The sequence below is a fragment of the Pseudomonas mendocina genome (assembly GCA_037482215.1).
Classification (GTDB): domain Bacteria; phylum Pseudomonadota; class Gammaproteobacteria; order Pseudomonadales; family Pseudomonadaceae; genus Aquipseudomonas; species Aquipseudomonas mendocina_E.
Map to the genome: position 1 here is coordinate 4,288,942 of CP148074.1, position 15,400 is coordinate 4,304,341.

General features: G+C 56.2%; 5 protein-coding genes. 1 reads left to right on the forward strand and 4 read right to left on the reverse strand.

The window, feature by feature from the left end:
- Positions 1-10: 10 nt before the first annotated feature.
- The 3 genes from WG219_19850 to trxA form a co-directional block, all read right to left on the reverse strand.
- Entirely contained in the window at positions 11-9,145 is a 9,135-nt protein-coding gene (locus WG219_19850; protein WXL25523.1) for an Ig-like domain-containing protein, read from the reverse strand.
- Between the two features lie 379 nt (positions 9,146-9,524).
- Positions 9,525-10,784 carry a transcription termination factor Rho gene (gene rho / locus WG219_19855; GenBank protein ID WXL25524.1) on the reverse strand — a complete coding sequence of 420 codons (1,260 nt, stop codon included), beginning with the start codon at positions 10,782-10,784 and terminating at the stop codon, positions 9,525-9,527.
- Between the two features lie 240 nt (positions 10,785-11,024).
- Positions 11,025-11,351 (reverse strand): thioredoxin TrxA, encoded by a 327-nt coding sequence (gene trxA, locus WG219_19860; GenBank protein ID WXL25525.1) that lies wholly within the window; start codon positions 11,349-11,351, stop codon positions 11,025-11,027.
- Positions 11,352-11,623: 272 nt separating this feature from the next.
- Between trxA and ppx the strand changes: the two genes are divergently transcribed.
- Complete coding sequence (ppx, locus tag WG219_19865) at positions 11,624-13,123, forward strand: exopolyphosphatase (protein WXL25526.1); 1,500 nt, start codon at positions 11,624-11,626, stop codon at positions 13,121-13,123.
- A gap of 62 nt (positions 13,124-13,185) precedes the next feature.
- On the opposite strand, the gene ppk1 is transcribed toward ppx, so the two are convergent.
- The gene (gene ppk1, locus WG219_19870; protein ID WXL25527.1) at positions 13,186-15,384 is read right to left on the reverse strand and encodes a polyphosphate kinase 1; all 2,199 of its coding nucleotides are present in this window, start codon (positions 15,382-15,384) and stop codon (positions 13,186-13,188) included.
- Positions 15,385-15,400: the final 16 nt, after the last annotated feature.

A 15,400-nucleotide genomic window follows, 5' to 3' on the forward strand; every position in this document is an offset into this window, starting at 1 on the left:
ACGGCTGAAACTAGCGCACGGCCAACGGTAAGCGGCGCTCACCTTGACGCAGCTGTTCGGTGAAGGATTTGGCCGAGCCGACTGTGGCATTGCCACTATTTCGGCTGACGCCAACCTGCTCAGATGCATCCTGCGTCCCACGCTCATCCGAATCGCTGTCGGGCTGCTCAACACCCTCAGCCCCTGCCTCTATAACGAGTGGAGCAAATCGACCCGCCGCGATTTCAGCAAGACGCTTGGCGAGCATTTGCGTGTTGAACACTTCACCCTGAACGTATTGGCCCGGTACAAACCCAGGATCAGTGGCGATAAAACGCCGAGGCTGCTCCGCTGGATTGAAGTAAGCGCTCATCTGCGCACGCTGGTCATCACGTTCACGTTCGGCCTGGGTTCTGGCCACTTCGTTGTTGATGAATAGCGCCGGATGCAGTGGGATGGGCAAGCGCGCTACACGATCAAACACCGAGCCGTCAAAGAACACGCTCAGCGGCCTAGCTTGATCCTCAAGCAGTAATGACTGAGCCGGACGAAATGCAGCAGCCGAGGCATCGCTCCAATAAGTGAAGCTACCCTGCGGCCGCCCCCAAGAGGAATCGTCTGCCTGCGGGACTGGCGCAACCTGCACAGTGATGTTCCAGGTGCCGGTCGCGCTGCGCCCGCTTGGATCGCTGAGGGTGTACTGAATCGTCAGGCTTTCCTGCGTCCCAGGCTTGGGCGTGAAAGTAATGCGCCCCTCGCCATCCAAACGAATGGTGCCCTGTTCAATCACAATAATCTGACCCGGCCGCACAGGCTGGCCGTTGATCTCTGTGACACGCAACGGATCACCATTCGGATCAGAAGCTTCGCGCACCACATCCACGGTGATCGGACGGCCGTCCGGCGACTCGCTACTCAGCACAGGGCCTGCGCTGGGATTATTGTCATCGCCCGGCACTACATCCGTGCGCGGTTTGCCATCCGGGCCGAACACTGTACCGGTGCCATCATCAGTGATAGTGGCAGTCCCTTCAGCAGGGTAGCCACCTGGCGGCGTGACGGTGACAACCAGCGTCTCGTTGTTGTCTGGGAGCGCGTCGTTGATCAGCGGCACACGAATCAGCACCTCACCAGATGGCGGCGTGACCACTGACGTGCCCGGCTCATAGATGCTCCAGGTCTGACCGTCGTCGATGGAGTACTCGACAACAGGCTGGTAATCGCTGCCTTCAGTGGCTGTGCCGCCACTGATTTCAATCTCAAGCGCTTGGCCCGGCGTACCGGTTACGGTGTAGACGACATGCGGCGATGACTCATTAACCTGCGGACTGGTCACCGTGACACGGCGGTCATCGTCACGCTGGACGTAGCCCGGCGTACCTTCGGTGTCTGGAGCCAACGAACCGTCAGGATTAAAGATATCCCCACTGCCCTCATCCAAAATGGTTGCCGTGCCTGTGCTGCTGTGCCCACCAACAGGCGTAGCTTGCAGCAGCACGGTTTCACCATTGTCGGCAACGCTATCGTTGACCAGCGGCACTCGTACCAGGAAATCACCGCTGGCTGGGGTAACTACTGCTGCGCTGTAGTCATGCCATGTGCTGCCGTTGTCGGTGCTGTACTGCAGGGTGCCGTAATAGTCGACACCGCCGTCTGTCGCAGTGCCGCCAGCAATCGCCAACTGCACCGCCTGCCCTGCCGTACCACTGACGGTGTAAACGATATGCGGCGACGCTTCGTTAACCTCCGGGCTGCTGACGGTGACGCGACGATCATCATCCGGCACCACATACCCCGTATCAGCCGGATCTTTAGGTGCTTCGCTGCCATCGTCCTTGAAGATATCGCCGGTGCTGTCGTCTCTGATGGTCGCAGTGCCGCTTGAGGTATGGCCGCCGACCGGAGTGACCTGCAGGATTACAGTTTCGCCATTGTCGGCAAGGTCATCGTTGATCAGATCTATACGTACCAGAATCTCGCCATCCGCAGGCGTGACCACCGGTGTGTCGGGGCTGTAAGTGATCCAGCTGCCGCCATTATCCGTGGAGTACTGGATGCCGGTTGTGTAATCCACGCCGGACGTGGCCGTACCACTGCTGCCCAGCGCCAGATCAACCGACTGCCCTGGTGTGCCGTTGACGGTGTAGACGATGTAATCAGAAGCCTCGTTAACGTCCGGACTGCTGACGGTGACCGGTCGATCATCGCCCGGCACTACATCCGTGCGCGGTTTGCCATCCGGGCCGAACACTGTACCGGTGCCATCATCAGTGATAGTGGCAGTCCCTTCAGCAGGGTAGCCACCTGGCGGCGTGACGGTGACAACCAGCGTCTCGTTGTTGTCTGGGAGCGCGTCGTTGATCAGCGGCACACGAATCAGCACCTCACCAGATGGCGGCGTAACCACTGACGTGCCCGGTTCATAGATGCTCCAGGTCTGACCGTCGTCGATGGAGTACTCGACAACAGGCTGGTAATCGCTGCCTTCAGTGGCTGTGCCGCCACTGATTTCAATCTCAAGCGCTTGGCCCGGCGTGCCGGTTACGGTGTAGACGACATGCGGCGATGACTCATTAACCTGCGGACTGGTCACCGTGACACGGCGGTCATCGTCACGCTGGACGTAGCCCGGCGTACCTTCGGTGTCTGGAGCCAGCGAACCGTCAGGATTAAAGATATCCCCACTGCCCTCATCCAAAATGGTTGCCGTGCCTGTGCTGCTGTGCCCACCAACAGGCGTAGCTTGCAGCAGCACGGTTTCACCATTGTCGGCAACGCTATCGTTGACCAGCGGCACTCGTACCAGGAAATCACCGCTGGCTGGGGTAACTACTGCTGCGCTGTAGTCATGCCATGTGCTGCCGTTGTCGGTGCTGTACTGCAGGGTGCCGTAATAGTCGACACCGCCGTCTGTCGCAGTGCCGCCGGCAATCGCCAACTGCACCGCCTGCCCTGCCGTACCGCTGACGGTGTAAACGATATGCGGCGACGCTTCGTTAACATCCGGGCTGCTGACGGTGACGCGACGATCATCATCCGGCACCACATACCCCGTATCAGCCGGATCTTTAGATGCTTTGCTGCCATCGTCCTTGAAGATATCGCCGGTGCTGTCGTCTCTGATGGTCGCAGTGCCACTGCCGGTGTGGCCGCCAACGGGCGTAACCTCAAGTACAACAGTTTCGCCACCGTCCAGATCGCTGTCGTTGCTCAACGGCAGACGCACCAGCACGCTGCCTCCGGCTGGAGTCACCACCGGTGTGCCTGTTGTGTAGGTATTCCAGTTCAGACCGTTGTCTGTGGAGTACTGGAGAGTGCCCTGATAGTCCGTAGCCACCGTCGCGGTACTGGTCGCACCAACAGCCAACTCAATCGACTGCCCAGCAGTGCCGCTGACGGTGTAAACGATATGCGGCGACGCTTCGTTAACATCCGGGCTGCTGACGGTGACGCGACGATCATCATCCGGCACCACATACCCCGTATCAGCCGGATATTTAGGTGCTTCGCTGCCATCATCCTTGAAGATATCGCCGGTGCTGTCGTCTCTGATGGTCGCAGTGCCGCTTGAGGTATGGCCGCCGATCGGAGTGACCTGCAGGATTACAGTTTCGCCATTGTCGGCAAGGTCATCGTTGATCAGCTCTATACGTACCAGAATCTCGCCATCCGCAGGCGTGACCACCGGTGTGTCGGGGCTGTAAGTGATCCAGCTGCCGCCATTATCCGTGGAGTACTGGATACCGGTTGTGTAATCCACGCCGGACGTGGCTGTACCACTGCTGCCCAGCGCAAGATCAACCGACTGCCCCGGTGTGCCGCTGACGGTGTAGACAATGTGATCAGAGGCTTCGTTTACCTGCGGGCTAGTCACCGAGACGCGACGATCATCGTCTGGTACGACATAGTCCGGCGCACCTGGGACAAGCGAGGCTTGGCTGCCGTCAGACTTAAAGATATTGCCGCTGCCATCATCGTTGATCGTGGCAGTGCCCGTTGCACTCGAACCACCGACCGCCGCAACGGTCAGGGTAAAGGTTTCGCTGCCCTCATCATCCGCATCACTGACAATAGGGGTACGCACCAGCAGGTTGCCATCGCCTGTGGTGAGGGTAAATGAGGAGCCCGTGTATTCAATCCAGGTCTCACCGTTATCAAGAGAGTACTCAAGATTGGGATCTGAGGTTTTGCTGCCGAAGTCGGTGCCCGCGCCTTGAGCGCCCTTGGCCCCAGTGCCATCGGCCAATGCCAGCGTCAGCACCTCGCCAGGGGTGCCCGTTACTGTAAATACGGCATAGGGTGAAGCTTCGTTAACCACGGGGCTGGTGATGGTGACAGGTTCTGGGATAACGACATGCGCTACCGCAGCCTCACTGCTAAGCCCGGCGAGATCAGTAACGGTAAAGCTAAATGTGCGCTCACCGCTGCTCGCGGTACCACTCGGGGCAGCGTTTTGGTACTGCAGCGCAGCAATTACGGATTTGGCCTCTTCCACACTCATCGGAGCAGCATCGGTGCGGGTGATGGTGAAGCTCGAACCAGAGTGACTGATCTTGAAGTCCACCCCAGCCACCTGCACAGAAGCTACGCTGGCTCCGGCTGCGGAGAAGGTCTGCGAGCCCAGTTTGAGTTGCTCATTACTCCCGTCTTTCAGGCCATCGACCGTGATACTTATGTGTGCCAACAGACCGCCATCCTCAGCCAAGCCTACAGGCGAGGTGCTGACATCCAGACTGACCGCTGAACCATAGGTGATCACTCGATCATCCAGGGTTTTAGTGTCAGCAGGGTTCAAATCCAGCGTAGGAGCAATCGTGTCGATGATCAGCTCAGCGCTGCTGATGTCATCGCGGCTGTTGCCTGCACGGTCGAAGGTGGTAGCGGTGACGTTATAGGTTTGGTTTGGCGTGAGGGCATCGCCCTGCGGAATCACCAGCGTCCACTGATTGTTGACCCGCAGCAGATTGCCATCGCCTTCGGCATAGGTGACACCGTTAACCGTCACTTCGAGGTATTCACCGTCACGAACCTCAGCGCTGCCGGTAATGGTCGGCGTCAGGTCACTGGTGATCTGACTCACCACTGTCGGCGGCTCAGGCGGCAAGGTATCGATAACCAACTCATTGGTTGTAATGTCGGTGCGGTTTTCAGCGCCATCAGTAACCGTAGCGGTGACTGGATAAGTCCCATCTGCTAGGGCATTAGCGTCAGGGATTGTTAGCGTCCACGTGTGCTGGTCCGGATCGTACTGCAAGGGCTCACCCGGCGCAGAACCTTCCTGCCAGCTGTAGTCAACGCCATTAACCGTAACCGTCAAGGTCTGGCCGGGCGGCACATCAGCCTGCCCCGTCAGCGTTGGGGTGCTGTTGGCAGTGTATAGGCTATCCACCGTGGGTATCTGCACCCCAGCACTGCCGCTGCCTCCAGTTACCTCAACAGTGGCAACGGCTGGACTGGATTTAACCCCAGCCTTGTCGGTAGCCGTAATGTTGAACACACGCTCGCCATTGGTAGCAGCGTTGCCTAACTCATTGGAGTACTGCAAGTTAGCGATGAGGGTCGACGCCTGCTCCTGGCTGAGAACCCCACCGCCATTGCGGACAATGGTAAAGGTGCCGTTGCTGTAGCTGATATCAACGATCACGCCATCCACGTTTACACCGAGCTGCGCACCAGAACCGCCGGAGGCGTCGAAGACGGCGCTACCGATAATCAGACGCTCATCGCCTTCGTCTCGGATACCGTAGATGGTGATATCAATGCGGGTGATTTCGCTGCGGCCGTTGTCTTTCTCCACCACCAGAGCGGGGCCATTATTGTTATCCAAGCTAACCGCTGCGCCAGCCAAACTGGTGGCTCGCCAGTCACGGGAGCTGTCATTGGCGGTGTCCAGATCAATCACCGGAGCGGTGGTGTCGATCTCAAAGCTGATGCTGCCGCCGTCAGTCAGTTGATTGCCTGCATCATCGAGAATGCCTGCGCCATTGGGCACACTCAGCTCATAGCCCCCCGTCGGGCTGGTCACGGCTGAAAGATCAATGGTCCAGGTTGTACCGCTGCCACTGACCGGGGTGTTAGCCGGCAAAGTGATAGTCTGACCGTCGCGGGTAAGGGTGAAGTCGCTGATATCGACGCCCACAACAGGCTCGGAAAACACGATTTCAACTTTACCAACCGGAGTACTACGCGGCCCGACATTGCCGTCGACCACGCTGACCGTGGTTATCTTCGGCGCAATGCTGTCAGGCGCCTGAATGGTGATTTTGTAGTCTTCAACCTCACCATCCATGCGCGGGCCGTAGGAACGCTGGTCATGGCCATTAACATCGGTCGCGGCATTCCATTCACTGGCGATACGCAAACGAACATAGGTGTCCCCCGTCGTGAGCGTCACACCTGCAGGCACCGTCCATGTCAAACGCACCGTGCCATTAACCGTATTGGCAGGCACCGTAATGGTCGCCGCCTCGTTGACACTGAACTTGCCGTCTTTGTTGAAATCAATCCAGCCGATCAGCGTTGCAGCTTCACCGCCTGTGTTAGTGACCTTCACATCGACGCTGTAGCTGCTCATACCCTGACGCAGAGCGGGGAACTCAGTGACGGCCTCGTCGCTATCGGGTGTCGTGCTGCTGTCACTCTTAGCATCGGTCTCAGCATCGGGCCGACTACCCAACCAGACCTCACTGCCCAATAAGTTATGCCGCGCGCCGTCATTGCTTAACGTCGTCTTATAGCGACTATCCGCACTATCACCAAAATCGAGGTTGATGGTTACTACCCGCCCGGCGTCCCCCGTGGTCGGCAAAGTGGCGCCCGCATTAATGGTAGTCACCTTGCGGTAATCAGCCGCCGCACTATCCGAGACGTTGACGCGATAGATCGTTGTGCCACCGTTGGTGAAATAGAAATACCCATTCGTATCGAAATACTGCATGGGAAATCCATAGAGCGAAGTGGTTGGGATCGCCACTCCGGTTGTAGTCACCTGCGTTGAGGTAGCAGTCGGGGAGTCGCCGTCCAGTCCAGCGAAAGTGACCTCGTAGAGCTTCCCGGAATCAGCAGTAAACAGCCGACCGTCCTTGCTGAACGACATGTCGGTACCGCCATAAGCGCTTACGGAAATTGGTTTGAGCCACTGGCCGTAGGTAGCCGACTCTGGGTTCAGATCCAAGCGATAAAATTTACTGTCACGGTACAGCCACATCACACCCTTGTTATCAAAGTCTGCTGAGTTAACAGCACCTGTACCAGTCGGCGCGTTGGTGTGGTCGCTGTATTTGCTTATTTGTACAAAGGTTTTCGTTTCCGCGTCTAAGCGGATAACCCCTCGAGGATCGGCATTTAGAGATGCATACAGGTGGCCGTCAATCGGGTTAAAACCCAGAGCATTGACGCTAGACGACGTGAAGTCGTTATACGCACTGCCATCGGTGAGCTTTACCGTATCGACTGTCCCCATCACCAAGTTGACGCCGACCAGATCGAAGCCAGTACCGCCAAAATCAGAAATCTCGCCGACCAGGTAAGAGGTTGTGGTTGCATCAAGAGAAAACGCCGTACCCAGAACATAAATGCTTCGTGTAGCAACCGCCGAGTTGGCCTGCCCGTCATTCACCGTCAGGCTGATCGTTCGCTTAGCGTCCTTATCGGACGATGCCGTGAAGCGCACGCTTTGCAGCGCCGTTTCGTACTGTTCCCGAGTCGCATGGCCAGTGAAGGTCAATTTCCCCGTAGCTGCATCGAACTGGTAACGGATGCCTGATTGCAGTGTGCCGCTGACACTCAGAGATTGGCTGAGCGGGTCCCATACGCCCAGTTTGTCGCCACTTTTAAAATTGCCACTGATGCTGGCGACCGCCTTTTCCAGCTCGGTATCATCTGCGTCGGTCAACAGCAAGGTTCGAGTGTCGTTGGCAAGCCGCGAACCGAACACCGCAACAGCCGGGTCACCCAAGCTGTACCAGGTGGCATTCTTGCCTGCAGCAAATGCGGTTCCACCGATCACCGGAGCCTGATTACCGGCTTTCGTATCATTGCTAATGAGCAAATCGCTGAAATGAAGTACCCGGCCGTCCGCCGCATCCCTCAGTGCGTTACCACCGTAGCTGACCTTGATGACCTGTCCTGCCTGTACGGGGTTGGCTAACGTCAACTGCACACGATTGCCGCTGACGGCAATATGTACAGGCGTCACCAGTGAACCGTCGACATTCACACTAAAGTCCGTCAGCGCCGGAACCCCACTGTTTTTTAGAGGCTCGTTGAATTGCAACGTGACAATGATGTCGCTGACCTTGCTCGCACCTGGATCCGGCACAGGCAAACCGGTATCAATCTGCAAAACATAGGCCTCAGCCTTGGTGTTTCCCGCGGCGTCATTACTACGCACCACCAGGTTATAACTGCCATCGGCCAGAGCTGCAGCAGGCCGCACTTGTACGGACCATTCTCCGTCAGGGTTGGCCACTCCACTGCCCACCAGCGCGCTGCCCAAATAAATACGCACCGTATCGCCTGCATCGGCGCGACCACTCAAGGTAAATTCGGAATTAGCGCTGGTGATAATGGTGGACTGACTCACCTGGCCGACATCAATAGCCGTGGCACTTGGCGCGTTAATCACACGATCGATGCTGTAGCTGTGATCGCGACTAGAGTCAGTCGGATTAGTCGCCGCCAGCGCTATATCAGTGGCCTGACTTTTGACGCCTGAGTTGGCCGCCAAATCAATGTTCAACGTACCACTGCCGCTCAGATTGCCGACGACAACATCGTATTGTCGACCATCAGAACCCACGGATGTTACCAACTGAATTGTTGCGCCACTGAGCGAACCGGGAGCAATCACAAAGGAGTTGGCGGTGACGCCTTTAACCTGCTCACTGAACGTCACCCTGAAGGTCACACTTTCCGCGCCGGTAGTATCGAAACTCGGGGTCTGACGGAGAATGCTTTCAATCTCCGGTGCTGAGCCAAACAACATGGGCATAGCAAACGCAGCTGGTACGGCCCCTTGCTCTGCCTCGGGTGCATGCTGAACAGGCTCCCCAGACGCTGGAAGCTGCTCGACAGCCGCGACCGCACCTGCCCCATCAAACAAAACCCTAGGCTCAAGCGCATAGGCTTGAGAACGTGCAGGGAAACGCGACTTGTTATTCGTCATGGAAGGACCATCCTTTGGAGCATATATGCCCATCCATGAACAAACTGCCCAGCCACAAGCGTTCGACCACCCACTCACCACCAAAACAGCTTTTCGGCGACGATACTCCATGATGGCATTTGGATATTAGCGTTGCACATTGCTCACACTGAACGCAATGTTCGACGGGGCTTAAGATGAGAAAAAAACTAGATTTTTCGGATACTTAGCAAACATTTGACATGAATCAAAAAAACCTTCCAAACACAATAACTAGAAACTGGTAATTAACCCCCGATATATCCCGATCAAATTAGTAGGATAAAAAACAATTTAAAGAGGAATAAAAAAAGCCCCTGCGGGAATCCCGAGGGGCTTTCTGATTACGGCATCACCGCAATTATTTGCGCTTCATCGACTGGAAGAACTCATCGTTGGTCTTGGTGACCTTGAGCTTGTCGATGAGGAATTCGATGGCAGCGATTTCATCCATCGGGTGCAGCAGCTTGCGCAGAATCCACATACGCTGCAGTTCGTCTTCAGCAGTCAGCAACTCTTCGCGACGGGTACCTGCGCGGTTGATGTTGATGGCTGGGAACACGCGCTTCTCAGCGATACGGCGGTCCAGCGGCAGCTCCATGTTACCGGTGCCTTTGAACTCTTCGTAAATCACTTCATCCATCTTCGAGCCGGTTTCAACCAGCGCGGTGGCGATGATGGTCAGTGAGCCGCCTTCTTCGATGTTACGGGCAGCACCAAAGAAACGCTTCGGCTTCTCCAGAGCATGGGCATCAACACCACCGGTGAGCACCTTGCCGGAGCTTGGGATGACGGTGTTGTAGGCGCGGGCCAGACGGGTGATGGAGTCGAGCAAAATGACCACATCCTTCTTGTGCTCAACCAGACGTTTAGCCTTCTCGATCACCATTTCGGCCACTTGCACGTGGCGGGTTGGCGGCTCATCGAAGGTCGATGCAACCACTTCGCCGCGCACGGTGCGTTGCATCTCGGTTACTTCTTCCGGACGCTCGTCGATCAGTAGAACGATCAGGTGGCACTCTGGATTATTACGGGCAATGTTTGCTGCAATGTTTTGCAGCATGATGGTTTTACCCGCTTTCGGCGGTGCCACGATCAGGCCACGCTGGCCTTTACCAATCGGAGCACAAAGGTCGATCACACGGCCGGTGATGTCCTCAGTGGAACCGTTACCAGCTTCCATGAGCAGGCGCTCATTAGGGAACAGCGGCGTCAGGTTCTCGAACAGAATCTTGTTCTTCGCGTTTTCTGGACGGTCGAAGTTGATGGTATCAACCTTCAACAGGGCGAAATAACGCTCGCCCTCCTTCGGCGGACGGATCTTACCGACGATGGTATCGCCCGTGCGCAGGTTGAAACGACGAATCTGGCTCGGCGAGACATAGATGTCATCGGGGCCAGCGAGATAGGAAGCATCCGCAGAGCGGAGGAAGCCGAAACCGTCCTGGAGTATCTCCAGCACGCCATCACCGGAGATTTCCTCGCCGCTTTTTGCATGTTTTTTCAGCAGAGAGAAAATCACGTCCTGCTTACGCGAACGGGCCATGTTTTCCAGGCCAAGTTGTTCGGCGAGTTCCAGCAGTTCGGTAATCGGCTTTTGCTTGAGTTCGGTCAGATTCATAGGAATGACGTAATCATTGTAAGGAGGGAAATAAGCTATTCAGCTTGATAAGCCGTGCCGCTGAGAACGGCTGAGCGCCTGCTTTAATTGTCGATAGTTCGAGTAGAAGTGCCGGCGACGGCTTGCAGAGGGCCACATAGAAAATGCAGCGACAACGAATGTAACACTTGAATATTTATCGCGTCTAGTATCTTTAAACAAAAAACCCCGCATATAGCGGGGCTTTTGTTAACGCTTAAATCAGATATTGGCGTCGATAAAAGCAGCCAGTTGCGACTTAGACAGTGCGCCAACCTTGGTGGCTTCAACGTTGCCGTTTTTGAACAGCATCAGAGTCGGGATGCCACGCACGCCGAACTTAGGCGGAGTTTCCTGGTTCTCGTCGATGTTCAGTTTGCAAACTTTCAGCTTGCCCTGATAAGCCTGAGCAATCTCATCCAGCACCGGAGCGATCATTTTGCAGGGACCGCACCATTCAGCCCAGTAATCGACCAGAACCGGACCTTCAGCCTGGATGACATCCTGCTCGAAGCTGGCATCGCTGACGTTGGTGATGAATTCGCTCATGGAAAATCTCCGTTTACGGAAGCATAAAGATGGCCGACATGATAGCTGTCTTGCCCCCTGACAGGAAGGCAATCGCCATTGAGCTTATCTATAAAGGTTATCAACGCAGACATATGAAACTGCAAAGTCAGGGAATTTCAGACAACTGGTCAGACTTTCAACGGACACCTTTATAAACTTCACTGTAACGAACCCCTGCGGCATCAGAATGCGTTGGCTAGGCTGCCCTATCGTGGCAGGATGGCGCGGTTCAGCCTCGAGAATTGTCTGTTATGCCGCATAAAACTGCCGAATCCTTTCCTCTTATAGCCGCCATTGATCTGGGCTCTAACAGCTTCCATATGGTGCTGGCCAAGGCCGATCATGGAGAAATTCGCATCCTCGAACGGCTCGGGGAAAAGGTTCAACTGGCAGCAGGGCTGGATGAAAACCATCAGCTCAGCGAGGAAGCGATCAATCGCGGTTTGGATTGTCTGCGCCGCTTCGCGCAAATGATTGCCGGGCTGCCAGAAGGTGCAGTGCGGGTAGTCGCCACCAACGCCCTGCGTGAAGCCCGTAACCGTGCGGTATTCATTCGCCGTGCAGAAGAGATTCTCGGTCACCAAGTCGAGGTCATCTCGGGTCGTGAAGAAGCGCGCCTGATCTATCTGGGCGTTTCCCACAGCATTGCCGACACCCCGAACAAGCGTCTGGTGGCGGATATTGGCGGCGGCAGTACCGAATTTATTATCGGCCAGTTCTTCGAGCCCCTGCTGCGTGAAAGCCTGCAAATGGGCTGCGTGAGCTATACCCAGCGCTTCTTTAAAGACGGCAAGATCACTGCCGCACGTTACGCCCAGGCTTACACCGCTGCCCGGTTGGAACTGATGGGGATTGAAAACGCCCTGCGTCGGATCACCTGGGAAGAAGCGGTAGGCGCCTCAGGCACGATCAAAGCTGTTGGCTTGGCGATTAAAGCAGCGGGACTGGGTAACGGTGAAGTTAATACCCAAGGCCTGGCATGGCTTAAGCGAAAGCTGTTTAAGGCCGGTGATGTAGAGAAAATTGACCTGGATGGTATCAAGCCAGATCGCCGCACCATTTTCCCCTCAGGCCTGGCCATTCTCGAAGCCATTTTCGATGCCTGTGACCTCGAGCACATGAGTCACTCTGAAGGCGCCCTGCGCGAAGGCGTTCTGTACGACCTGCTAGGCCGCTACCAGCATGAGGACGTGCGCGAACGCACGCTGACTTCCTTCATGGAGCGCTACCACGTCGATCAGTATCAGGCTGCTCGGGTTGAGGCCAAAGCCCTGTCCGCCCTGAATAAGGTCGCCAAAGACTGGGAGCTGGAAGAGGAATGGCACAGCGACATGCTGCGTTGGGCTGCCAGAGTGCATGAAGTGGGTCTGGACATTGCTCATTACCACTACCACAAGCATGGCGCCTATCTGATTGAGCATTCGGACCTCGCAGGTTTTTCTCGCCGCGATCAGGAAATGCTTGCCCTGCTGGTTCGCGGCCACCGCCGCAACATTCCTAAAGACAAATTTTCCGACTTTGACGAAGGCACCCAGCTGATTCGTCTGTGTGTGTTGCTGCGTTTCGCCATCCTGTTCCACCACATTCGTGGTAATCAGGAGATGCCGGAAGTGCAGTTGAAAGCCAGCGAAAGCAGCCTGGAAATCATCTTCCCCAAAGGCTGGCTTGAGCAAAACCCGCTGACTCAGGCTGACTTTGAGGCTGAAGCCGAATGGCTTAAGCGGATCAACTTGGATCTGCGTATCAGCTGAAACTAAAACGGCAGCCTAGGCTGCCGTTTTGTTTTGCCATGCTGGCGTTATCGAGCTCGCATTCAACGCACGCTGACTTGTGGTGCTGTCAGCTTCTCCAGCAAACCGGCCTGAGCACTGCGTGGGTTCTGGTTACCACTGGGCGAACAGCGCACATAACGGCCATCGGGCTGCAACAGCCAGGCTTGAGTATTGTCAGTCAGGTAGCTTTCCAGCTCTTTCTTCACCCGAGTGACCAATTTTTTGCCCTCTACCGGGAAACACGTCTCGACACGCTTGTCGAGGTTACGCTCCATCCAGTCAGCACTGGAGAGGTAAATCTTTTCCTCACCGCCATTCTGGAAGTAGAAAACCCGGGTGTGTTCGAGGAAGCGACCAATAATTGAGCGCACCTGAATGTTATGGGAAACCCCTGGAATCCCCGGACGCAGACAGCACATACCGCGCACCACCAGGTCGATTTTCACCCCACTCTGACTGGCCTTGTACAGGGCACGAATGACCTTAGGGTCTGTCAGGGAGTTGAACTTGGCGATGATGTGCGCGGACTTCCCTTCTGCAGCCAGCGCAGTTTCCTTCGCAATCATGTCCAGCAGGGTTTTCTTCAGGGTAAACGGCGCATGCAGTAGCTTTTTCATGCGCAGGGTTTTGCCCATGCCAATCAGCTGGCTGAACAGTTTGGACACGTCTTCACCCAGCGCTACGTCGGCGGTAAGCAGACTGTAGTCAGTGTACAAGCGGGCGTTACCAGCATGGTAGTTACCGGTACCCAGGTGGGCATAACGGACGATTTCGCCGTTTTCGCGGCGCAGGATCAGCATCATTTTGGCGTGGGTCTTGAAGCCCACCACACCATAAATAACCACTGCACCCGCCGCTTGCAGGCGGCTGGCCAGCTGCAGGTTGGACTCTTCATCGAAGCGCGCGCGCAGTTCAATGACCGCGGTGACTTCCTTGCCGTTACGGGCAGCCTCCACCAGCGCATCGACGATTTCCGAGTTCGCCCCAGAGCGGTACAGCGTCTGTTTAATGGCCAACACATGGGGATCTTTAGCCGCCTGGCGCAGCAGGTCAACCACGGGGGTGAAGGATTCGAATGGGTGCAACAGCAGGATGTCCTGCTTGCTCACCACGTTGAAGATGTTCTCTGCATTTTGCAGCAGCTTGGGGATTACCGGAGTAAACGGCGCGTATTGCAGCTCCGGGTGACTTTCCAGCCCGGTAATGCTGAACAGGCGGATCAGGTTGACCGGGCCATTAACACGGTACAACTCGCCTTCGCTCAGGCCGAACTGTTTGAGCAAGTAATCCACCAGCGGTTTCGGGCAGCTGTCGACCACCTCCAGGCGCACCGCATCGCCATATCGACGGCTGAGCAATTCGCCACGCAGGGCACGGGCCAGGTCTTCGACATCCTCGGTATCCACCGACAGGTCGGCGTTTCGGGTCAGACGGAACTGGTAGCAACCCTTCACCTTCATGCCCTGGAACAGGTCATCGGCGTGGGCGTGGATCATGGAGGACAGGAATACGAAATTGTCCCCTGCGCCCCCCACCTCTTCCGGCACTTTGATAATGCGCGGCAACAGGCGTGGGGCTGGGATGATTGCCAGACCGGAGTCGCGGCCAAACGCATCCACCCCTTCAAGCTCAACGATAAAGTTGAGGCTCTTGTTCACCAGCAGCGGGAACGGGTGAGTTGGATCAAGACCGATCGGCGTAATGATCGGCGCAATCTCATCGCGGAAGTAACGGCGCACCCAGGTCTTGATTTTGGGTGTCCAGAAACGACGGCGGATAAAATTAATATTGTGCTTGGCCATCTCCGGGAACAGGGTGTCATTGAGGATGGCGTATTGACGCTCAACCTGCTCATGCACCAACTCAGAGATGCGGGCCAAAGCTTGGTGCGGCTGTAAACCATCCGCACCGGCTTGTTCACGGGCAAAGTTGATCTGCTTCTTCAGGCCAGCAACCCGAATTTCGAAAAACTCGTCCAGGTTGCTGGAGAAAATCAGCAGGAACTTCAGGCGCTCCAGAAGCGGATAGGACTCATCCAGCGCCTGTTCCAGCACGCGGATATTGAATTGCAACTGCGACAGCTCACGATGGATGTACAAGCTGCTGTCATCCAGCCCAGGAACCGGTGCTGCAACAACCGGGGCAGGTGTTTCGACACAGGGTGTCTCGACCACGGCCTCCTCTGGTACTGCGACGGTGCTGTCCTGCAACTCAGTATTCGTGAGTCCTTCGGTATTCATGGGTGCTCCTGGTTAA

Coding starts and splice junctions, on each gene's coding strand:
- WG219_19850 (WXL25523.1), bottom strand. CDS start 9,145: ATGACGAATAACAAGTCGCGTTTCCCTGCACGTTCTCAAGCCTATGCG.
- trxA (WXL25525.1), bottom strand. CDS start 11,351: ATGAGCGAATTCATCACCAACGTCAGCGATGCCAGCTTCGAGCAGGAT.
- ppk1 (WXL25527.1), bottom strand. CDS start 15,384: ATGAATACCGAAGGACTCACGAATACTGAGTTGCAGGACAGCACCGTC.
- ppx (WXL25526.1), top strand. CDS start 11,624: ATGCCGCATAAAACTGCCGAATCCTTTCCTCTTATAGCCGCCATTGAT.
- rho (WXL25524.1), bottom strand. CDS start 10,784: ATGAATCTGACCGAACTCAAGCAAAAGCCGATTACCGAACTGCTGGAA.